The following is a 21,357-nucleotide window of genomic DNA, read 5'->3' on the forward strand; positions in this document are numbered from 1 at the left end:
GCCGTCCACTCGGCAGGGGGTGATGCCTTGCCGAGCATAGACGCCTTCGCCGACCGGCTCTCGAGCTACCTCGGCCCGGACCAGGTCAACCTGGTCCGCCGTGCGTACTACTACGCCGAGCAGGCCCATGACGGGCAGCGCCGCCGCAGCGGCGAGGCCTACGTCACCCATCCGCTCGCCGTCGCCAACATCCTCGCCGACATGCACATGGACCATCAGAGCCTGATGGCGGCCATGCTGCACGACGTGATCGAGGACACCGGCATCGCCAAGGAAGCGCTCACCGCGCAGTTCGGCGAGACCGTCTCGGAACTGGTGGACGGGGTCAGCAAGCTGACCCAGATGAACTTCGAGTCCAAGGCCGAGGCCCAGGCCGAGAACTTCCAGAAGATGGCCATGGCCATGGCCCGCGACATCCGCGTGATCCTGGTCAAGCTGGCCGACCGCCTGCACAACATGCGCACCCTGGAAGTGCTGTCCGGCGAGAAGCGCCGGCGCATCGCCAAGGAAACCCTGGAAATCTACGCGCCCATCGCCAACCGCCTGGGCATGCACAGCATGCGCGTGGAATTCGAGGACCTGGGCTTCAAGGCCATGCACCCGATGCGCTCCGAGCGCATCCGCCAGGCGGTCAAGAAGGCCCGCGGCAACCGCCGCGAGATCGTCGGCAAGATCCAGGAATCGCTGGTCAACTGCCTCGCCCGCGAAGGCATGGAAGGCCAGGTGCTGGGCCGCGAGAAGCACCTGTTCAGCATCTACAAGAAGATGCGCGGCAAGCGCAAGGCGTTCAACGAGATCATGGACGTCTACGCCTTCCGCATCATCGTCGACAAGGTCGACACCTGCTACCGCGTGCTCGGCGCCGTGCACAACCTGTACAAGCCGTTCCCCGGCCGCTTCAAGGACTACATCGCGATTCCCAAGGCCAACGGCTACCAGTCGCTGCACACCACCCTGTTCGGCATGCACGGCGTGCCCATCGAGATCCAGATCCGCACCCGCGAGATGGAAGAGATGGCCAACCACGGCATCGCCGCGCACTGGCTGTACAAGTCCAACGAGGACGAGGTGCAGAAAGGCACCCACGCCCGCGCCCGCCAGTGGGTCAAGGGCATCCTCGAACTGCAGCAGCGCGCCGGCAACTCGCTGGAATTCATCGAGAACGTGAAGATCGACCTGTTCCCGGACGAGGTCTACATCTTCACGCCCAAGGGCCGCATCATGGAGCTGCCCAAGGGCTCCACGGCGGTGGACTTCGCCTACGCGGTGCACACAGACGTCGGCAACAGCTGCATCGCCTGCCGCATCAACCGCCGCCTGGCGCCGCTGTCCGAGCCGCTGCAAAGCGGCCAGACGGTGGAGATCGTCACCGCGCCGGGCACCCGGCCGAACCCGGCCTGGCTCAACTTCGTGGTCACCGGCAAGGCGCGCACGCACATCCGCCATGCGCTCAAGCAGCAGCGCCGCTCCGAGTCCATCAGCCTCGGCGAGCGCCTGCTGAACAAGACCCTCGCCGGCTTCGACAGCCACCTGGAGAAGATCCCCGCCGAACGCATCCAGGGCGTGCTCAACGAGTACCGCATGGAGGTCTTCGAGGACCTGCTGGAAGAGATCGGCCTGGGCAACCGCATGGCCTACGTGGTCGCCCGCCGCCTGCTCTCCAGCGAAGGCAACGCCGCCGCCACCAACGCCGAGGGGCCGCTGGCGATCCGCGGCACCGAGGGCCTGGTGCTGAGCTACGCCAAGTGCTGCACGCCGATCCCCGGCGACCCCATCGTCGGCCACCTGTCGGCCGGCAAGGGCATGGTGGTGCACCTGGAAAGCTGCAAGAACATCAGCGAAATCCGCAACAACCCGGAAAAATGCATCCAGCTCAGCTGGGCCAAGGATGTCACCGGCGAGTTCAACGTCGAGCTGCGCGTCGAGCTGGAACACCAGCGCGGCCTGATCGCTTTGCTGGCGACCAGCGTCAACGCCGCCGACGGCAACATCGAGAAGATCAGCATGGACGAGCGCGACGGTCGCGTCAGCGTGGTCCAACTGGTGGTCAGCGTGCACGACCGCGTGCACCTGGCCCGCGTCATCAAGAAGCTGCGCGCGCTCAAGGGGGTGGTCCGGATCACCCGCGTGCGCAGCTGATCCCACCCCTCGCAAGGAGTCGACATGACCAAGACCGTTATCCACACCGACAAGGCCCCCGCGGCCATCGGCACCTACTCCCAGGCGATCAAGGCCGGCAACACCGTCTACGTCTCCGGCCAGATCCCGCTGAACCCGCAGACCATGGAGCTGGTCGAGGGCTTCGAGGAGCAGACCGTGCAGGTGTTCGAGAACCTCAAGGCGGTGATCGAGGCCTCCGGCGGCTACCTGCACGACGTGGCCAAGCTGAACATCTTCCTCACCGACCTGTCGCACTTCGCCAAGGTCAACGAGATCATGGGCCGCTACTTCACCCAGCCCTACCCGGCGCGCGCCGCCATCGGCGTGGCCGCCCTGCCCAAGGGCGCCCAGGTCGAGATGGACGCCATCGTCGTCCTGGAGTGATCCTCTCCTCCCGAACGGGGCCCTCGCGGCCCCGTTCGTTTTTCCCCGTTCGTCCGCAAGGAGCACCCGCATGCGTCGCGCCCTCGTCCTGAGCGCCCTGCTTGGCCTGCTGACCGGCTGCGCCGGCACCCCCGATCCGTCCGGCACCTGGATCAACCAGGCCGCCATCGACGCCGCCAGCAAGAGCGGCAAGCTGCGCGAAGCGCTGCTGGCCTACGGCCCCAACCTGGAATGGCGGCTCGACACCCGGAACCAGCAGGCCACCTACAGCAACGGCTTCGAACAGGGCGAAGGCCAGCTGAGCCAGGACCCGGCGGACAAGAAGCACTGGCAGGTGGCCTTCTACGGCAGCAAGCAGGAAGCGCTGGCGGTGGACGGCAAGCAACTGGTGCAGGTGGGCAGCGAGAACTGGCCGGAACAGCGCTTCGCCCGCCCCGAACAGCAGGCCCAGGCGCCCATCGGCGCCAGCTTCCAGCGCGCCCTGTACGGCAGCTTCCTCAAGGGCACCTGGGTGATCCAGGAGGGCCAGGGCCAAGGCGCCAAGGTGACCTTCCAGGCCGACGGCCGCGTCGAGGGCATGCCCGGGGCCGACCGCTACGCCCTGTGCCTGGCCGGCGACTGCGCCGCCATGAGCGGCGACAGCGACAGCATCTGGCTGCAGCAGGGCCGCCAGGGCCGCGAGTACCTGTTCCAGCGCGAGGACGACAAGCTGGAGCTCTTCGAAGCGGTGAACCGCGCCCAGGCCGACGAGATGCCCGAATACGCCCCGGGCAAGCGCGTCTGGCTGCTGGAGCGCGACTGAACCCACGGCGCCGCCCCGCGCGGCGCCTTCAGCGCACGCCCAGCCACAGCAACCAGCCGCCCAGCGCCAGCAGCAGGGCGCCACAGGCGCGGTCCAGCGTGCGCACCCGGCGCTGCAGCCAGCCGCGCCAGCGCCGCCGGTCGAGCAGGCGCACCAGCGCCAGGTCCCAGAGCAGCACCACCGCGCCCATCCACAGCACGCACGCCCCGAGCGCCCAGGCTGGCAGGTGGAAAGGCCCGAGCACGCCGAACAGCCCGGTGTAGAAGATCGGCAGCTTGGGGTTCAGGCTGCTGGCCAGGAAGCCCTCGCGCAGGCCACGGAAGAAGCCTCCGGTGCCTTGCCCTGCGGATTCCCCCGGCATCTCCAGTTCGCGCCGGGCCAGCACGGCCTGGGCGCCCAGCCAGACGAAGTAGGCCCCGCCCAGCAGCTGCACCGCCCGCAGGCCGTGGTTCGCCAGGTCGGGCAACTGGCCGAGGACCAGCAGCACCAGCCCCATGCTCGCCAGGTTGGCCAGGGCGATGCCGCTGGCACAGCCGTCGGCGTGGCGGCGGCCGCGCAGCAGGGCGGCGCGGATCAGCAGGAAGAAGTCCGGCCCCGGCGACAGCAGGGCGGCGAAGTGGGTGCTGGCGACCAGCGCGAAGGCGGCGAACATGGCGTTCTCCCGGAAGTGGCGGGAAGCCAGTCTGGCCAGGCGTCGCGGCGGCGGTCTTGTAGGAAACTCAGGTGCGCGTGGCGCTGCGGAAACGCCCCGGGGTGACCCCGGTGAAGCGGCGGAAGGTAGTGGAGAAATGCGCCTGGTCGCAGAAGCCCAGCTCCAGCGCCGCCTCGATGGGCGTGGCGCCCTCCACCAGCAGGCGCTTGGCCTCGCGCACCCGGCGCTGCAGCAGGTAGGTGTGCGGCGGCACGCCGTAGGCGCGGCGGAAGCTCTCGATCAGGTGGCGCGGGTGACGCTGCACCAGGGCGGCCAGCTGCTCCAGGCTCACCGCCTGGCGGTAGTGGCCTTCCAGATAGTCGCGCAGCCGCGCGGTGACGCCGCCGTCGCGGCTCGCCGGTGCCGCTGGGCGCATGCCGCCGTGGCGCACGAAGACCAGCTCCAGCAATGCCAGCAGCTCGCTCTCCAGGCCCAGTGCGTCGTTGCGCTCGAATTCCCCGGCCACCCGCGTCAGGGAAGCCGCGACACGGCCGTCGTCGCCCGGGTTCAGTTCCTGGAAGCCGCGCGGCAGCTGCTTGCGCCCCAGCAGCGGCAGCAGCCGCGATTCCTCGATGTAGAGCATGCGGTAGACCAGGCGCTCGCTTTCGGCATTGCCGGTGTGCGGCTCCTCCGGGTTCATCAGCGACAGGGTGCCGGCCGGCAGCACGTGGCGCGCGCCACGGCACTGGTAGCCGCCGGCGCCCTGGAGGATGGCGCCGATGGCGAAGGCGTCGTGGCTGTGGCGGCCGAACGGCTGGCCGGAGAAGTCCGCGTGGAACAGCTCCACCCCGGGCAGCCAGGGGCGCGCCAGCAGCCGGTTGGCGTCCACTTCAGTCCTCGCGCCCGGCGAGGATGGCGGCGTAGCCCTCGCGGTAGCTCGGGTAGCGCGGCACCCAGCCCAGCGCCCTGGCGCGGGCGTTGCTGCAGCGCTTGCTGCCGGTGCGGCGCACGCTCTGCTCGTCCGCCCAATGCGCGACGCCCATGAGCCCGCGCAGGTAGTCCAGCACCTCGGCCAGCGGCGCCGGGGCATCGTCCACGCCGATGTAGCAGTCTTCCAGGCGCTTGCCCGCGGCATCGGCGCGCAGCAGGCAGGCCAGCAGCCCGGCGGCGTCCTCGGCGTGGATGCGGTTGGCGTACAGCGGCGGCTCGACGGCCACCCGGTAGCCTTCGCGCACCTGCCTGAGCAGCCACTCGCGGCCGGGGCCGTAGATGCCGGTCAGGCGCACCACGCTCGCGGGGATGTCGCTGTCCAGCGCCACGCGCTCGGCCTCCAGCATGACCCGCCCCGAATACTGCTGCGCCTCGGCCGGCGAGGTCTCGTCGATCCACTCGCCGTCCGCCTGGGCATAGACGCCGCTGCTGGAGACGAACAGCAGCCGTTTCGGCCGCTGCCCGCGCTGGCGCAGCCAGCCCAGGCAGTGGCGCAGGCCCTCGACGTAGGCGGCGCGGTAGCCGGCCTCGTCATGCTGGGTAGCGGCGGCGGCGTACACCAGGTAGTCCAGTTCGCCCTCGGGCCAGGCCGGCGGGCAGTCGACGCCGCCCAGGTCGCCGGCCACCGGCAGGATGCCCGCGGGCAGCGCGGTGATATCGCGGCGCAGCCCGTACACGCGCCAGCCATCGGCGGCCAACTGGCGGCCGAGGCGGCTGCCGACGTCGCCGCAACCGGCGATCAGAACATTCGCAGGCATCTTCGCCTCCTAAAGACAGGGCCCCGGAGTTTAGCGCGGTTGGTTCGCAACCGCGCAGCCGCTATGCTTGGCCCAACTCAACGGATTAGTCGCCATGACCCTCACCGAACTGCGCTACATCGTCACGCTCGCCCAGGAGCAGCATTTCGGCCGCGCCGCCGAGCGCTGCCACGTCAGCCAGCCGACCCTGTCGGTCGGCGTGAAGAAGCTCGAGGACGAGCTCGGCGTGCTGATCTTCGAGCGCAGCAAGAGCGCGGTGCGCCTCACCCCGGTGGGCGAAGGCATCGTCGCCCAGGCGCAGAAGGTGCTGGAGCAGGCCCAGGGCATCCGCGAACTGGCCCAGGCCGGCAAGAACCAGCTGACCTCGCCGCTGAAGGTCGGCGCCATCTACACCATCGGCCCCTACCTGTTCCCGCACCTGATCCCGCAGCTGCACCGGGTGGCGCCGCAGATGCCGCTGTACATCGAGGAGAACTTCACCCACATCCTGCGCGACAAGCTGCGCACCGGCGAGCTGGACGCGATCATCATCGCCCTGCCGTTCCAGGAGGCCGACGTCCTCACCCTGCCGCTGTTCGACGAGCCCTTCTACGTGCTGATGCCGGCCGACCACCCCTGGACCGCCCGGCAGACCATCGACGCCGAGATGCTCAACGACAAGAGCCTGCTGCTGCTCGGCGAGGGCCACTGCTTCCGCGACCAGGTGCTGGAAGCCTGCCCGACCACCCGCAAGGGCGAGGAGAACCGCCACACCACCGTGGAATCCAGCTCGCTGGAGACCATCCGCCACATGGTCGCCTCCGGCCTGGGCGTGTCGGTGCTGCCGTTCTCGGCGGTGGACAGCCACCACTATGCCCCCGGGGTGATCGAGATCCGCCCGTTCACCGCGCCGGCGCCGCTGCGCACCGTGGCCATCGCCTGGCGCGCCAGCTTCCCGCGGCCGCGCGCCATCGAGGTGCTGGCCGACTCCATCCGCCTGTGCTCGGTGGCCCGGCCGACCGCCAAGGGCGACGCCCAACCGGCATGACCGAGCTGGCCAACGTCCCGGTCACGGCGCTCAAGGGCGTCGGCGCCGCGCTGGAGGAAAAGCTGGCGCGGGTGGGCCTGGAGAACCTCCAGGACATCCTCTTCCACCTGCCGCTGCGCTACCAGGACCGCACCCGCGTCACCCCCATAGGCGCGCTGCGCCCGGGCCAGGACGCGGTGGTCGAGGGCGTGGTCTCCGGCGCCGACGTGGTCATGGGCAAGCGCCGCAGCCTGCTGGTGCGCCTGCAGGACGGCAGCGGCACCCTGAGCCTGCGCTTCTACCACTTCAGCCAGGCGCAGAAGGAAGGCCTCAAGCGCGGCACCCACCTGCGCTGCTACGGCGAAGCCCGCCCCGGCGCCTCGGGCCTGGAGATCTACCACCCCGAGTACCGCGCGCTGAACGACGCCACGCCGGCCCCGGTGGAACAGACCCTGACGCCCATCTACCCGACCACCGAGGGCCTCACCCAGCAGCGCCTGCGCACCCTCAGCCAGCAGGCCCTGGCGCGTCTGGGGCCGAACAGCCTGCCCGACTGGCTGCCCGAGGAGCTGGCCCGCGACTACCGCCTGGCGCCCCTCGACGAGGCCATCCGCTACCTGCACCGGCCGCCGCCGGACGCCAACCTGGAAGAACTGGCCGAGGGCCGCCACTGGGCCCAGCACCGCCTGGCCTTCGAGGAACTGCTGACGCACCAGCTGTCGCTGCAGCGCCTGCGCGAGAGCCTGCGCGCCCAGCACGCGCCCGAACTGCCGCCGGCGAAGAAACTGCCGCAGCGCTTCCTGGCCAACCTAGGCTTCGCCCCCACCGGCGCGCAGCAGCGCGTGGGCGCCGAGATCGCCTACGACCTGGCGCAGCCCGAACCCATGCTGCGCCTGGTGCAGGGCGACGTCGGCGCCGGCAAGACGGTGGTCGCCGCCCTGGCCGCGCTGCAGGCCCTGGAGGCCGGCTACCAGGTGGCGCTGATGGCGCCCACGGAAATCCTCGCCGAGCAGCACTACCTCAACTTCAGCAAATGGATGCAGCCGCTGGGCATCGAGGTCGCCTGGCTGGCCGGCAAGCTCAAGGGCAAGGCGCGCGCCGCCGCGCTGGAGCAGATCGCCGCCGGCGTGCCCATGGTGGTCGGCACCCACGCGCTGTTCCAGGACGAGGTGAAGTTCAGGCGCCTGGCCCTGGTGATCATCGACGAGCAGCACCGCTTCGGCGTGCAGCAGCGCCTGGCCCTGCGCCAGAAGGGCGTCGACGGCCGGCTCTGCCCGCACCAGCTGATCATGACCGCCACGCCCATCCCGCGGACCCTGGCGATGAGCGCCTACGCCGACCTGGACACCTCGATCCTCGACGAGCTGCCGCCCGGGCGCACCCCGGTGAACACCGTGCTGGTCGCCGACAGCCGCCGCATCGAGGTGATCGAGCGCGTCCGCGCCGCCTGCCGCGAAGGCCGCCAGGCCTACTGGGTGTGCACGCTGATCGAGGAATCCGAGGAACTCACCTGCCAGGCCGCCGAGACCACCTACGAGGAACTCGCCTCGGCCCTCGGCGAGCTGCGCGTGGGCCTGATCCACGGGCGCATGAAGCCGGCGGAGAAGGCCACGGTGATGGAAGCCTTCAAGGAAGGCCTGCTGCAGCTGCTGGTGGCGACCACGGTGATCGAGGTCGGCGTGGACGTGCCCAACGCCAGCCTGATGATCATCGAGAACCCCGAGCGCCTCGGCCTGGCCCAGCTGCACCAGCTGCGCGGGCGCGTCGGCCGGGGCAGCGCGGCGAGCCACTGCGTGCTGCTCTACCACCCGCCGCTGTCGCAGATCGGCCGCGAGCGCCTGGCGATCATGCGCGAGACCTGCGACGGCTTCGTCATCGCCGAGCGCGACCTGGAGCTGCGCGGCCCCGGCGAGATGCTCGGGACGCGGCAGACCGGTCTGCTACAGTTCAAGGTCGCGGACCTGATGCGCGACGCCGACCTGCTGCCGGCGGTGCGCGACGCCGCCCAGGCCCTGCTGGCGCGCTGGCCGCAGCACGTCGGCCCGCTGCTGGAGCGCTGGCTCCGACACGGCCAGCAATACGGCCAAGTGTGACCCGCTTCAATTTCACCGGTCGGATGACTGGCCAGTCACGAACAGCCGCTGGGTATACTCCCGGCAGCAGTTGCTAACCGGATCACAAAGCCCATGAGCGAAGCCGCACTCGCCGAAGCCCTCCCCGCCCCCTCGGTCATCCTCCAGTTGCTCGGCCGCCTCGGCGTGCCCTGCCGCGAGCTGCCCGACAGCGACCCACTGCCGAGCGCGCGCCGCGTGCAGGCGAGCCTGCTGGAAGACTCGGTGGGCACCCTGCTGGTGCTCTTCCCGCAGAACCAGTTGCTGGACCTCAACCGCCTCACCGAACTGACCGGGCGCAAGCTGCTGGCGATCAAGCCCGAGCGCCTGGAACGCATGCTCGGCAAGCACCAGCTCAGCCGCCTGCCGGCGCTGCCGCCGCTGACCAGCTCGCCCTGCCTGTACGACGAGCGCCTGCTGCAGGAGCCGCAGCTGCTGATCGAGTCCGGCAACCCCGGCACCCTGCTGGAGATCGCCACCGGCGACTTCCGCCAGCTGCTGGAGAAGGCCAGCGCGGCGCGCTTCGGCGTGCCCCTGGAGCAGATCCGGCCGAACCTCGACCGCCCCAACGACGACCGCGCCGAGATCACCCAGGCGGTGCAGGCCTTCACCGCGCGGCGCATCCAGCAGCGCCTGGAAGAGACCATCGAGATCCCGCCGCTGCCCAAGACCGCGCAGAAGATCATCAAGCTGCGGGTGGACCCCAACGCCACCGTGGACGACATCACCGGCGTGGTCGAGACCGACCCGGCGCTGGCCGCCCAGGTGGTCAGCTGGGCCGCCTCGCCCTACTACGCCGCGCCGGGCAAGATCCGCTCGGTGGAAGACGCCATCGTCCGCGTGCTGGGCTTCGACCTGGTGATCAACCTGGCCCTCGGCCTGGCCCTGGGCAAGACCCTGAGCCTGCCCAAGGACCAGCCGCAGCACGCCACGCCCTACTGGCAGCAGGCGATCTACACCGCCGCGGTGATCGAGGGCCTGACCCGCGCCGTGCCCCGCGCCGAACGCCCGGAAGCCGGCCTGACCTACCTCGGCGGGCTGCTGCACAGCATCGGCTACCTGGTCCTGGCGCACATCTTCCCGCCGCACTTCTCGCTGATCTGCCGCCACCTGGAGGTCAACCCCCACGTGCCCCACGACCTGGTGGAGCAGCACCTGCTGGGCATCACCCGCGAGCAGATCGGCGCCTGGCTGATGCGCGCCTGGGACATGCCGGAAGAGATCTACACCGCCCTGCGCTTCCAGCACGACCCGGACTACGCCGGCCCCAACGCCGCCTACGCCAACCTGGTGTGCCTGGCCACCCGCCTGCTGCGCCAGAACGGCATCGGCAGCGGCCCGCAGCAGGGCGTGCCACAGGCCCTGCTCGACCGCCTGGACATCCCCCGGGAAAGGGCCGAGGACGCGGTGCGCAAGGTACTGGACGCCGAAGCCGTGCTGCGCGAGCTGGCCTCGCAGATGAACAGCCCGCACTGATCTGGCTGCGGAAATGAAAAAAGCCGCCTCCTTTCGGGGAAGCGGCTTTTTCGTGTCCGCCATTGGCCATTGCGGACAGACCTGTAGGAGCGGGCCCTGCCCGCGATTTCGCGCGCAGGGCGCGCTCCTACATGGGAGCGGTGTGGGTGGCGCAGCGTAGGAGCGGATCTCATCCGTGATCCACGCCGGTGGTTCCGGCTATCGCGGACAAGGTCCGCTCCTACAGGGGGATACCGTGCTTCATGGTGAACCGTAGGAGCGGACTCCGTCCGCGATTCGCGCGCAGGGCGCGCGCCTACAGGGGCATGGCCTTAGGCCGCTTCTTTCTCCACCGCCTTGGCCGCGGCCTTCTTCTTCGGCTTGAGGTACTTCACCAGGCCCTGGAACCAGATCACCAGCGCCGGGTTGCCCTGGATCTGGATGTCCTTGTTCTGGATGCCCTGCATGAAGGCCAGCTGCGGGTTCTTCGAGGTGAGGGTGGCGAAGCCGTAGGCGCTGTCGCGGAAGCCGATGGCGAAGGCCGGCTGCGGGTGCACGCCGCGGCGGGCGCTGACGCGTTGGTCGTGGACGATGTAGTGGCGGGCGACCTTGCCGTCCAGGCTGTGCAGCTGGAACACCAGGTCCTTGCCTTCGAGCTGCTTGCGGAAGGCCGGGTTGTCGCGCGAGGACCTGGCCATCATACGGCCGAGGAACCACAACAGAAGACGGAATTTCATGCACAGACCTCGACGCGTTCGAGACAGATGGCTGCGCATTGTAGCGGGATCGAGAAAGGACTACATCCGTACTTTCGAAGGGAAATGTAACCGTTTGGTAGCCCGGAGCCGCATGGGCTCCGGGGCTGGGAACAGCCTTAGTTGACAGCGTCCTTCAGGGCCTTGCCCGGCTTGAAGGCGACGGTATTGCTGGCCTTGATCTTCACCGGCTGGCCGGTCTGCGGGTTCTTGCCGGTGCGGGCGCCACGGTGGCGCTGGATGAAGGTGCCGAAACCAACGAGGGTGACGCTGTCTTTGCGGTTCAGCGCGCCGGTGATCTCATCCAGCAGCGCGTTCAGCACCTTGTTGGCTTGTTCTTTGGTGAGGTCGGCCTTTTCGGCGATCGCGGCGGCGAGTTCTGGTTTACGCATAGATGCCTCTTTGACGGTTTGTTGTTTTTGTGTCCGTGCTGTCTTCCCAACAGCGCCTAAGGCACCGCGGCCCAGGCCCTACAGGCTCTAGGCTGCGGCAGACGGGGGGAGGATGGCACGCCGCAAGCGGGTACGCCAGTATCGTCAGACAATTTGCGGATACATTCCCATGACGGAAACGCCATAACCGAGGACTTTCAAGCCAGAAGTGCCGGCAACTCCTTGTTCAGCGAGAGTTTTTCACCGACTGCCGCGCCGGTCAGGGCGTAACCGAGCAAGCGACCGGCGGTATCCCGGCACAGCACCTTGAGGTCCGCGCCAGAGCCTTCCACGAGCCACTGGCCATCGCTGCCGCGCGGCGGCGGCGAGACCACCAGCGGGCACACCGGGGTCTTCACGGTGACCGGCATGGGGCCGTAGGCCACCGCCGTCGGCTTGCCCGCCAGGGTCTGGGCCAGGGCGCGGGCGCAGTTCATCAGCGGCATCACGTAGAGCAGGTTGAGGCCGTCGACCTCGGCGCAGTCGCCCAGGGCGTAGATGTTGGCGTGGGAGGTGCGCAGCTCGCGGTTCACCACCACGCCGCGGTTGACCTCCAGGCCCGCCTCGGCGGCCAGGTCGATGCGCGGGCGCAGGCCGACGGCCGAGACCACCAGGTCGCAGGGGATCACCTGGCCGTCCGACAGGTGCGCCTCCAGGGCTTCGCCGGCGCGCTCCAGGCGGTTGAGCACCGGGCCCAGGTGGAAGCGCACGCCCAGGCCTTCCAGGCCGGCCTGCACGGCCGCCGCGGCGGCGGGATGCAGCAGGCCGGGCATGACCTGCTCGCAGGGCGCGACCACGTCGATCCGGTAGCCGCCGGCGGACAGGTCGTTGGCGAACTCGCAGCCGATCAGGCCGGCACCCAGCAGCAGCACGCGGCGCTTGCCGGCGGCCGCGGCGCGGAAGCGCGCGTAGTCCTCCAGGTCGTTGATCGGGAAGATGGCGTCCAGGGCGTCGCCCTGCACCGGCACGCGGATGGTCTCGGCGCCCCAGGCCAGCACCAGGTCGCGGTACTCGACCTGCTCCTCGCCGATCCAGATGCGCTTGTGCCCCGGGTCGATGCCGGTGACGCGGGTGTGGGTAAGGATGCGCGCCTTCAGCTGCTCGGCCATGGCGCCCGGCTCGGCCATGGCCAGGCCGTCGGCGTCCTTGTTCTTGGAGAAGCCGGTGGAGAGCATCGGCTTGGAGTAGGAGCGGCCGTCGTCGGCGGTGATCAGCAGCAGTGGGGTTTCCGCGTCCAGCTTGCGCCATTCGCGCGCCAGGTTGTAGCCGGCCAGGCCGGTGCCGATGATCACCAGCGGTGCGTTCTCGCTCATTGGATTCTCCACATCGAACGGGACCGAGCGGCCCTGGCCGGCTCGGTGGAATTCAGGGTTTCGCGGGGCCTGTCAGGCGATCTCGATCATCTCGAAGTCGATCTTGCCCACGCCGCAGTCGGGGCAGACCCAGTCGGCGGGAATGTCTTCCCAGCGGGTGCCGGGGGCGATGCCCTCCTCGGGCAGGCCGAGGGCCTCGTCGTAGATGAAGCCACAGACCACGCATTGCCACTTGCGCATCGTCGAACCTCCTGCGGGTTGCCAGGGCAACCTAGCGCACTTTTCCGCCCCCCGCCAAGGGCAGGGTCGCCGCCGCCCGGCGGCAGCGCGGCCAACCGCGCGAAGCGCTCAAGCACGGGGCCGGACACGAAAACGGCGGCCACTGGCCGCCGCTCGCAGGGATGCCGGGACGGCTCAGCCGATCTCGATCATCTCGAAGTCCAGCTTGCCGACGCCGCAGTCCGGGCACAGCCAGTCCTCGGGCACGTCTTCCCAGCGGGTGCCCGCTGCGATGCCCTCTTCCGGCCAGCCTTGGGATTCGTCGTAGATGAGTCCGCAGACTACGCATTGCCACTTTTTCATTGTCTACCCCTCGGGCGGGTTACCACGGTTGCGGCCGCACGCTAACGCAATTCCCGGCGTGCGCCAAGACGCCGCCGGGCGGTTGGGCGCTCATTCAGGGCCAACCAAAGATGGGTGGTGCGTGGGTGGGGGGTTGGCTTTTCGTAGGAGCGGGCTTGCTCGCGAACGGTGTTCTGCCGGCTGGGGTTGGTGCGCGTCCTGAAGAGTCCCTCTCCCCAGCCCTCTCCCTGAAGGGAGAGGGGGCTAGCCCGTGCCGAGAGAAGGAATGGTTTCAGCCGGAAACTGCAGAGCTGCCGGCTGACTCTGAAATATCCGAGCACGCCGAACGGTCCCCTCTCCCTTCAGGGAGAGGGTTAGGGAGAGGGAGCGGAGTCACAGCAGGACACCGAAGCCTCGGGTGAGCCCCGTTCGCGAGCAAGCTCGCTCCTACACCTACAAGGGCAGCCTCAGTGCTGCGCCTTGTAGCGCAGGCGCCAGGCGTGCAGCAGCGGCTCGGTGTAGCCGCTGGGCTGCTCGCGGCCCTTGAAGACCAGGTCGCTGGCCGCCTGGAAGGCCGCCGAGCCCTGGTAGTCCGCGGCCATCGGGCGGTAGGCCGGGTCGCCGGCGTTCTGCTCGTCGACCACCTTGGCCATGCGCGCCAGTGTCTCGCGCACCTGGGCCTCGGGCACCACGCCGTGGTGCAGCCAGTTGGCGATGTGCTGGCTGGAGATGCGCAGGGTGGCGCGGTCTTCCATCAGCCCCACGTCGTGGATGTCCGGCACCTTGGAGCAGCCCACGCCCTGCTCGACCCAGCGCACCACGTAGCCGAGGATGCCCTGGCAGTTGTTGTCCAGCTCCTCCTGGCGGGCCTCGGCGCTCCAGTCGGCGGACGCGGCCACCGGGATGCTCAGCAGGTCGTTCAGCAACTCGTCGCGCACGCTGGCCAGGTCGACCTGCTGCAGCTCGCCCTGTACCGCCTGCACGTCCACCTGGTGGTAGTGCAGCGCGTGCAGGGTGGCGGCGGTGGGCGACGGCACCCAGGCGGTGGTGGCGCCGGATTTCGGGTGGCCGATCTTCTGTTCGAGCATGGCCGCCATCAGGTCCGGCATGGCCCACATGCCCTTGCCGATCTGCGCGCGGCCACGCAGGCCGCAGGCCAGGCCGACCAGCACGTTGTTGCGCTCGTAGGCGGCGATCCATTTCGTGCCCTTCATGTCGCCCTTGCGCAGCATCGGGCCGGCTTCCATGGCGCTGTGCATCTCGTCGCCGGTGCGGTCGAGGAAGCCGGTGTTGATGAACACCACCCGCGCGCTGGCCGCGCCGATGCAGGCCTGGAGGTTGACGCTGGTGCGCCGCTCCTCGTCCATGATGCCCATCTTCAGGGTGTTGCGCGGCAGGCCCAGGACGTCCTCGACGCGGCCGAACAGTTCGTCGGCGAAGGCCACCTCAAGCGGGCCGTGCATCTTCGGCTTGACGATGTAGACGCTGCCGGTGCGCGAGTTGCCCTTGCGCTGCAGGTCGTGGATCGCCACCAGGCCGGTGAGCACCGCGTCCATGATGCCCTCGGGGATTTCCGCGCCGCTCTCGTCGAGGATCGCCGGGGTGGTCATCAGGTGGCCGACGTTGCGGATGAACAGCAGCGAGCGGCCGTGCAAGGTCAGCGCCGAGCCGTCGGCGGCGGTGTACTGGCGGTCGGCGCTCATGCGCCGGACGAAGCTCTGCCCGCCCTTCTCCACCGCTTCGCTGAGGTCGCCCTTCATCAGGCCCAGCAGGTTGCGGTAGACCAGGGTCTTGTCCTCGGCGTCCACCGCGGCGACCGAGTCCTCGCAGTCGAGGATGGTGCTCAGCGCGGCCTCGACCAGCACGTCCTTCACGCCGGCGGCGTCGGTCTGGCCGATGGGGCTGGTGGAGTCGATCTGGATGTCGAAGTGCAGGCCGTTGTTCTTCAGCAGCACGGCCTTGGGCGCCAGCGGCTCGCCCTGGTAGCCGACGAATTTCTCCGGCTGGGCCAGGCCGGCGACACTGCCATCCTCCAGGGTCACGCGCAGCTGGCCCTGCTCGATGCGGTAGGCGGTGGCGTCGGCGTGGCTGCCCCGGGCCAGCGGCGCGGCCTGATCGAGGAAGGCGCGGGCGAAGGCGATGACCTTCTCGCCGCGGCGCGGGTTGTAGCCCTTGCCCTTCTCGGCGCCGTCGTCCTCGCTGATCGCGTCGGTGCCGTAGAGCGCGTCGTACAGCGAGCCCCAGCGGGCGTTGGCGGCATTCAGCGCGTAGCGCGCGTTCATCACCGGCACCACCAGCTGCGGGCCGGATTGCTGGGTGATCTCGGTGTCGACGTTGGCGGTGCTGGCCTGCACCGAGGCGGGCGCCGGCAGCAGGTAGCCGATGGATTCGAGGAAGGCGCGGTAGGCCGGCATGTCCTGGATCGGGCCGGGGTGGGCGCGGTGCCAGTTGTCCAGCTCGGTCTGCAGGCGGTCGCGCTCGGCGAGCAGCGCGCGGTTCTTCGGCGCCAGCTCGTGGACCAGGGCGTCGAAGCCCTGCCAGAACGCTTCGACCTGCACGCCGGTGCCCGGCAGGGCCTCGTCCTCGATGAAGCGTTGCAGCACGTCGGCGACCTGCAGGCGCTGGCGGGTGATTCGTTGGGTCATCGCAAGGTTCTCCTGTGTTCGTCGAGTGCTCAGAGCGCGGCCACGCCGGCCTTCGCCACCTGGGCGTCCTGGGCGGCCTGCACGCCGGACACGCCGACCGCGCCGACCACCTGGCCCTCGTGGATCACCGGCACGCCGCCTTCCAGGGTGCCCTGCAGCACCGGGGCGGAAAGGAAGGCGGTGCGGCCGTTGTTGATCATTTCCTCGTACAGGCGCGTCTCGCGGCGGCCGAGGGCGGCGCTGCGGGCTTTCTCGGTGGCGATGTAGGCGCCGACCGGCGCGCAGCCGTCGAGGCGTTCCAGGGCCAGCGGGTGGCCGCCGTCGTCGACCACGACGATGGCCACCGCCCATTGGTTGGCCTGGGCTTCGGCGCGGGCGGCGGCGAGGATGCGGGCGACTTCGCCCTGGGTCAGTACGGCTTTGCTTTGCATGGCGTCAGCTTCCGGTGGTGAGGGCGTGGTCGACCAGCTCGATCCAGTGCCGGACGGGGGTGCGTCCGGCGCCGTCGAGGTGGGTCTGGCAGCCGATGTTGGCGGTAGCGATCAGGTCGGGCCGACCGCTTTCCAGGGCGTCCAGCTTGTTGTCGCGCAACTGGTGCGAGAGCTTCGGCTGGGTCAGTGAATAGGTGCCGGCCGAGCCGCAGCAGAGGTGGCTGTCGGGCACCGCGGTGAGGTTGAAGCCCAGGCGCTTGAGCACCGCCTCGACGGCGCCACCGAGCTTCTGCGCGTGCTGCAGGGTGCAGGGGCAGTGGAAGGCCAGGGTCTGGTCGCAGTGCAGGCCGAGGTTTTCCAGGGGTTCTGCGCGGATCACCTCGACCAGGTCCTTGGCCAGTTCGCTGACACGCCGGGCCTTGGCCGCGTACTGCGGGTCGTCGCGCAGCAGGTAGGCGTATTCCTTGACGAAGGCGCCGCAGCCGCTGGCGGTCTGCACGATGGCCTCGGCGCCGTTCTCGATAGCCGGCCACCAGGCGTCGATGTTGCGCCGGGCGCGGTCGAGGCCGGTGTCCTGGGCGTTGAGGTGGTAGTCCACGGCGCCGCAGCAGCCGGCCTGGGCGGCCGTGGCGATGCTGATGCCGAGGCGGTCCAGCACCCGCGCGGTGGCCGAGTTGGTGTTCGGCGACAGCGCCGGCTGCACGCAGCCTTCGAGCATCAGCACGCGGCGCTTGTGGCGCTCCGCCGGGCGCACACCGGCCGGGGCTATGGCCCGCGGCAGGTGACTGCGCAGCGCCACGGGAAGGATCGGCCGCAGCGCCTCGCCGGTGTTCACCAGCGCCTTGAACAGCGCCGGGCGCGGCACGATGGCGCGCAGGCCGCCGCGCAGCAGGCGCTCGCCCAGCGGCCGCGGCACGCGCACTTCGATGGCGGCGCGGCCGATGTCCAGCAGCTTGTGGTATTCCACGCCCGAGGGGCAGGTGGTTTCGCAGTTGCGGCAGGTCAGGCAGCGGTCCAGGTGTTCCTGGGTTTTCTCGCTGACCTCGTCCTGTTCGAGGAACTGCTTGATCAGGTAGATGCGCCCGCGCGGGCCGTCCAGTTCGTCGCCCAGCTCCTGGTAGGTCGGGCAGGTGGCGTTGCAGAAGCCGCAGTGCACGCAGCTGCGCAGGATGCGTTCGGCTTCCTCGGCGTGGGCCAGGCGTTTGGCCGCTTCGCTCAGGTTGGTCTGCATAGGTCTATCCGCGTCAGAAGTCGGCGTACATGCGCCCGGGGTTGAAGATGCCCTGCGGGTCGAGCTGGCGCTTCAGCGAGCGGTGCAGCTTGAGCAGGGGCGCCGGCAGCGGGTGCAGCGGGTCGTCGACCTGGCCCGGGGTGAAGCAGGTGGCGTGGCCGCCGACGGCGCTCACCGCCTGGCGGATCTCCGCGGCGCCAGCCTCGGGCTTCAGCCAGCGCTGCGCGCCGCCCCAGTCCAGCAGTTGCTCGCCGGGTAGCGCCAGCGGCGCGCTGAGCGCCGGCAGCGACAGGCGCCAGAGCGGCCGCGGGTCGCGGAAGAAGTCCAGGCGCTGTTCGCGCAGGTCGTCCCACCAGGCGTCGTCCAGGGCCTCGCCGCCGATGCGGTCGCAGGCGGCGCGCACCGAGCCTTCGTTGCCTTCGAAGCGCAGGTACAGGTGCTTGCCGTCGTGGGCCGCGGCGCTCAGCGGCAGCGGCTGCTGGCCCCATTCGCCGAGGCGCAGCAGGGCGCGCTCCAGGGGGATTTCCTGGCGCAGGCTGATGCGGCAGCGCGGCTTGGGCAGGACCTTGAACGAGGCTTCGGTGATCACGCCCAGGCAACCGAAGCTGCCGGCCAGCAGGCGCGACAGGTCGTAGCCGGCGACGTTCTTCATCACCTCGCCGCCGAAGCGCAGGTGGGTGCCCAGGCCGCTGATCAGCCGCGTGCCCAGGACGAAATCGCGCACCGCGCCGGCCCAGGGCCGGCGCGGGCCGGACAGCCCGGCGGCGAGCATGCCGCCGACCGTGGCGTTGTCGGTGAAACAGGGCGCCTCGCAGGCGAGCATCTGCCCGGCGCTGTCCAGCGCGGCGTTCAGCTCGCGCAGCGGGGTGCCGGCGCGGGCAGTGATCACCAGCTCGGTGGGGTCGTAGGAGACGATCCCGGTGTGCCCGGCCACATCCAGCGGGCGTGCTTCCACCCAGCGGCCGAGGAAGGCCTTGCTGGAGCCGCCGCGGATGGCCAGGGCGGTCTTTTCCGCCAGGGCCTGGCGCACCTGTTCGAGCAGCTCGGCGCTGCGGTCGTGGCCGGCCTGGGGGTCGAAGTGCTGGGTCTGCATCAGAAGCGCTCCAGTTCCGGGAACGGCAGTTGGCCGTGGTGGATGTGCATGGCGCCGAACTCGGCGCAGCGATGCAGGGTCGGGATGTTCTTGCCGGGGTTGAGCAGGCCCTGGGGGTCGAAGGCGGCCTTCACCGCGTGGAACAGGGTCAGCTCCTCGGCGTTGAACTGGGCGCACATCTGGTTGATCTTCTCGCGGCCCACGCCGTGCTCGCCGGTGATGCTGCCGCCCACCGCCACGCAGAGTTCGAGGATCTTCCCGCCCAGGGCCTCGGCGCGCTCCAGCTCGCCGGGGACGTTGGCATCGAAGAGGATCAGCGGGTGCATGTTGCCGTCGCCGGCGTGGAACACGTTGGCCACGCGCAGGCCGTGCTCCTCGGACAGTTCGCTGATGCCGTTGAGCACGCGCGGCAGCTCGCGGCGCGGGATGGTGCCGTCCATGCAGTAGTAGTCCGGGGAAATCCGGCCCACCGCCGGGAAGGCGTTCTTGCGCCCGGCCCAGAACCTGGCGCGCTCGTCCTCGTCGCGGGCCAGGCGCACGTCGGTGGCGCCGGCCTTGCGCAGCACCGCATCGACCAGCTCGCAGTCCTCGTGGACGTCGGATTCCACGCCGTCCAGCTCGCACAACAGGATGGCCGCGGCGTCCACCGGGTAGCCGGCGTGGATGAAGTCCTCGGCGGCGCGGATCGACAGGTTGTCCATCATCTCCAGGCCACCGGGGATGATGCCTTCGGCGATGATGTCGCCCACCGCGCGGCCGGCCTTCTCGACGTCGTCGAAGCTGGCCATCAGCACCTTGGCCACCTGCGGCTTGGGCAGCAGCTTGACGGTCACCTCGACCACCACGCCGAGCATGCCCTCGGAGCCGGTGAACAGCGCCAGCAGGTCGAAGCCCGGGCTGTCGAGGGCGTCGGAGCCCAGGGTCAGGCGCTCGCCGTCGACGGTGATGATCTCCACCTTGAGCAGGTTGTGCACGGTCAGGCCGTACTTCAGGCAGTGCACGCCGCCGGCGTTCTCGGCGACGTTGCCGCCGATGGAGCAGGCGATCTGCGACGACGGGTCCGGCGCGTAGTACAGGCCGTGGGGCGCGGCGGCCAGGGAGATGGCCAGGTTGCGCACGCCGGGCTGCACCCGGGCATAGCGGCCTTCGGGGTTCACTTCGAGGATGCGCTTGAAGCGCGCCATCACCAGCAGCACACCCTGCTCCAGCGGCAGCGCGCCGCCGGACAGCCCGGTGCCGGCGCCGCGGGCGACCACCGGCACCTGCATGCGGTGGCACAGGCGCAGCAGGGTCTGCACCTGCTCGACGTGTTCGGGCAGCACCACCAGCATCGGCGTGCTGCGGTAGGCGGAGAGGCCGTCGCACTCGTAGGGGCGCAGGTCCTCGGCCTCGTGGAGGATCTCCAGGTCCGGCAGCGCGGCGCGCATCTCGGCGAGCAGCGCGGCCTTGTCCACCTTCGGCAGTGCGCCGTCGAGGCGCTCATCGTAGAGGATGTTCATCGGGTCTCACACGGTGGTTTTTCTTATGGGTGGCGCCGCCCCGGCGAACCGGGGCGGCTGCTGGACTGACGGGTCTCAGGTCGGCGCAGACTGGACCGCCGGACGAGCCTGCGTCCAGTTGCCGCAGCACTGGTCCTACCAGTTTAGACACTCGACTTTCGGCCAGGAGGCCGTTCAGCGGCCTTATCAAAGCGCATCGGGTGGTCTAGAGTGGCGCCATGCATTCGAACTGGTAGGACCAGTTGGAGGACGAATGGAAAGCCAAAGCAGCGGCGCCCGCGCGCGGGTCGCCGACCAGGTGGCCGAGCGCATCGAGCGGCTGATCGTCGATGGCGTGCTCAAGGTCGGCCAGGCCCTGCCCTCGGAGCGGCGCCTGGTGGACAAGCTCGGCTGCTCGCGCTCGGCGCTGCGCGAGGGCCTGCGCATCCTGCGCGGGCGCGGCATCATCGACACCGAGCAGGGCCGCGGCTCCTTCGTCGCCGACCTCAGCCGGGCCAACGACGCCACGCCGCTGATGCACCTGTTCGCCTCGCAGCCACGGACCCTCTACGACCTGCTGGAGGTGCGCGCCCTGCTGGAAGGCGAGTCGGCGCGCCTGGCCGCGCTGCGCGCCACCGATGCCGACCTGATCCTGCTCAAGCGCCGCTACGAGGAGATGCTCCTGGCCCAGAGCGAGACGCCGCCGCCGGACCCGCGCGAACACGCCCGCCGCGACCACGCCTTCCACCGGGCGATCAGCGAGGCCTCGCACAACCCGGTGCTGGTGCACACCCTGCAGTCGCTCAGCGAACTGATGCTCAGCACCGTGTTCGCCTCGGTGAACAACCTCTACCACCGGCCGCTGCAGAAGCGGCAGATCGACCGCCAGCACACGCGCCTGTACAACGCCATCGTCGAGCGCCTGCCGGACCAGGCCCAGCGCGCCGCCCGCGAACATATCCACAGCATCCGCGACAACCTGCGCGAGATCGAGCAGGAGGAGCAGCGCCTGGTCCGCGCCACCATGCGCCTGCAGGGCTGGGAATGAGGCGCGGGGGGCGATAGGTCGCAGGCTAACGATCATCGATCCGTGGTACCCTGCGGCGGTCCTACGTCAGCGTT

At 69.8% G+C, this 21,357-nt stretch carries 20 protein-coding genes; 7 read left to right on the forward strand and 13 right to left on the reverse strand.

What is annotated here, in order from left to right:
• Positions 1-27: 27 nt before the first annotated feature.
• From spoT to DK254_RS32825, 3 genes are all read left to right on the forward strand, one after another.
• Positions 28-2,139: a bifunctional GTP diphosphokinase/guanosine-3',5'-bis pyrophosphate 3'-pyrophosphohydrolase gene (gene spoT / locus DK254_RS32815; RefSeq protein ID WP_109937166.1), complete on the forward strand. Its 2,112-nt coding sequence runs from the start codon at positions 28-30 to the stop codon at positions 2,137-2,139.
• A 24-nt stretch (positions 2,140-2,163) separates the two neighbouring features.
• Positions 2,164-2,544, forward strand: a complete 381-nt coding sequence (locus DK254_RS32820; protein WP_089390740.1) for a RidA family protein — start codon at positions 2,164-2,166, stop codon at positions 2,542-2,544.
• 70 nt (positions 2,545-2,614) lie between these two features.
• On the forward strand, positions 2,615-3,346 hold the full coding sequence (locus DK254_RS32825; RefSeq protein WP_109937167.1) for a hypothetical protein: 732 nt from the start codon (positions 2,615-2,617) through the stop codon (positions 3,344-3,346).
• A gap of 28 nt (positions 3,347-3,374) precedes the next feature.
• Here the strand turns inward: DK254_RS32825 and DK254_RS32830 are convergent, their stop codons facing one another.
• The 3 genes from DK254_RS32830 to DK254_RS32840 all read right to left on the reverse strand — a co-directional run bounded on the left by DK254_RS32830 (position 3,375) and on the right by DK254_RS32840 (position 5,725).
• Positions 3,375-3,998, reverse strand: coding sequence for a LysE family translocator (locus DK254_RS32830; RefSeq protein WP_109937168.1), 624 nt, complete (start codon positions 3,996-3,998; stop codon positions 3,375-3,377).
• A 67-nt stretch (positions 3,999-4,065) separates the two neighbouring features.
• A complete protein-coding gene (locus DK254_RS32835; RefSeq protein ID WP_109937169.1) occupies positions 4,066-4,866 on the reverse strand; it encodes an AraC family transcriptional regulator in 801 nt (266 codons plus the stop codon).
• 1 nt (position 4,867) lies between these two features.
• Positions 4,868-5,725 (reverse strand): NAD-dependent epimerase/dehydratase family protein, encoded by an 858-nt coding sequence (locus tag DK254_RS32840; protein WP_109937170.1) that lies wholly within the window; start codon positions 5,723-5,725, stop codon positions 4,868-4,870.
• A gap of 94 nt (positions 5,726-5,819) precedes the next feature.
• Here DK254_RS32840 and DK254_RS32845 point away from each other — a divergent pair, with 94 nt between their 5' ends.
• From DK254_RS32845 to DK254_RS32855, 3 genes are all read left to right on the forward strand, one after another.
• Positions 5,820-6,752 (forward strand): hydrogen peroxide-inducible genes activator, encoded by a 933-nt coding sequence (locus DK254_RS32845; protein WP_089390735.1) that lies wholly within the window; start codon positions 5,820-5,822, stop codon positions 6,750-6,752.
• Positions 6,749-8,824, forward strand: a complete 2,076-nt coding sequence (gene recG, locus DK254_RS32850; protein ID WP_089390734.1) for an ATP-dependent DNA helicase RecG — start codon at positions 6,749-6,751, stop codon at positions 8,822-8,824. The genes DK254_RS32845 and recG overlap by 4 nt, the downstream gene beginning before the upstream one ends.
• Before the next feature lie 93 nt (positions 8,825-8,917).
• On the forward strand, positions 8,918-10,318 hold the full coding sequence (locus tag DK254_RS32855) for an aminoacyl-tRNA deacylase and HDOD domain-containing protein (RefSeq protein WP_109937171.1): 1,401 nt from the start codon (positions 8,918-8,920) through the stop codon (positions 10,316-10,318).
• Positions 10,319-10,629: 311 nt separating this feature from the next.
• Here DK254_RS32855 and DK254_RS32860 read toward each other — a convergent pair whose 3' ends face one another.
• From DK254_RS32860 to glcD, 10 genes are all read right to left on the reverse strand, one after another.
• On the reverse strand, positions 10,630-11,034 hold the full coding sequence (locus DK254_RS32860; protein ID WP_109937172.1) for a helicase: 405 nt from the start codon (positions 11,032-11,034) through the stop codon (positions 10,630-10,632).
• A 137-nt stretch (positions 11,035-11,171) separates the two neighbouring features.
• Positions 11,172-11,444, reverse strand: coding sequence for an HU family DNA-binding protein (locus DK254_RS32865; protein WP_009614168.1), 273 nt, complete (start codon positions 11,442-11,444; stop codon positions 11,172-11,174).
• Positions 11,445-11,641: 197 nt separating this feature from the next.
• The gene (locus tag DK254_RS32875; RefSeq protein ID WP_109937173.1) at positions 11,642-12,796 is read right to left on the reverse strand and encodes an NAD(P)/FAD-dependent oxidoreductase; all 1,155 of its coding nucleotides are present in this window, start codon (positions 12,794-12,796) and stop codon (positions 11,642-11,644) included.
• A 72-nt stretch (positions 12,797-12,868) separates the two neighbouring features.
• A complete protein-coding gene (locus tag DK254_RS32880) occupies positions 12,869-13,036 on the reverse strand; it encodes a rubredoxin (RefSeq protein ID WP_009614171.1) in 168 nt (55 codons plus the stop codon).
• Between the two features lie 174 nt (positions 13,037-13,210).
• Positions 13,211-13,378: a rubredoxin gene (locus DK254_RS32885; protein ID WP_009614173.1), complete on the reverse strand. Its 168-nt coding sequence runs from the start codon at positions 13,376-13,378 to the stop codon at positions 13,211-13,213.
• Positions 13,379-13,824: 446 nt separating this feature from the next.
• A complete protein-coding gene (locus DK254_RS32890; RefSeq protein WP_109937174.1) occupies positions 13,825-16,002 on the reverse strand; it encodes a malate synthase G in 2,178 nt (725 codons plus the stop codon).
• Between the two features lie 29 nt (positions 16,003-16,031).
• Positions 16,032-16,433 (reverse strand): heme-binding protein, encoded by a 402-nt coding sequence (locus tag DK254_RS32895; RefSeq protein ID WP_089390729.1) that lies wholly within the window; start codon positions 16,431-16,433, stop codon positions 16,032-16,034.
• 4 nt (positions 16,434-16,437) lie between these two features.
• Complete coding sequence (gene glcF, locus DK254_RS32900; protein WP_109937175.1) at positions 16,438-17,664, reverse strand: glycolate oxidase subunit GlcF; 1,227 nt, start codon at positions 17,662-17,664, stop codon at positions 16,438-16,440.
• Positions 17,665-17,677: 13 nt separating this feature from the next.
• Complete coding sequence (glcE, locus tag DK254_RS32905) at positions 17,678-18,757, reverse strand: glycolate oxidase subunit GlcE (protein ID WP_109937176.1); 1,080 nt, start codon at positions 18,755-18,757, stop codon at positions 17,678-17,680.
• Positions 18,757-20,256, reverse strand: coding sequence for a glycolate oxidase subunit GlcD (gene glcD / locus DK254_RS32910; protein ID WP_109937177.1), 1,500 nt, complete (start codon positions 20,254-20,256; stop codon positions 18,757-18,759). The genes glcE and glcD overlap by 1 nt, the downstream gene beginning before the upstream one ends.
• 253 nt (positions 20,257-20,509) lie before the next feature.
• Between glcD and glcC the strand changes: the two genes are divergently transcribed.
• Positions 20,510-21,283 carry a transcriptional regulator GlcC gene (gene glcC / locus DK254_RS32915; protein WP_109937178.1) on the forward strand — a complete coding sequence of 258 codons (774 nt, stop codon included), beginning with the start codon at positions 20,510-20,512 and terminating at the stop codon, positions 21,281-21,283.
• The last annotated feature ends 74 nt before the right edge of the window (positions 21,284-21,357 follow it).

It is taken from the genome of Pseudomonas sp. RW407, assembly GCF_003176655.1.
In the GTDB taxonomy this organism is placed as follows: Bacteria; Pseudomonadota; Gammaproteobacteria; order Pseudomonadales; family Pseudomonadaceae; genus Pseudomonas; species Pseudomonas delhiensis.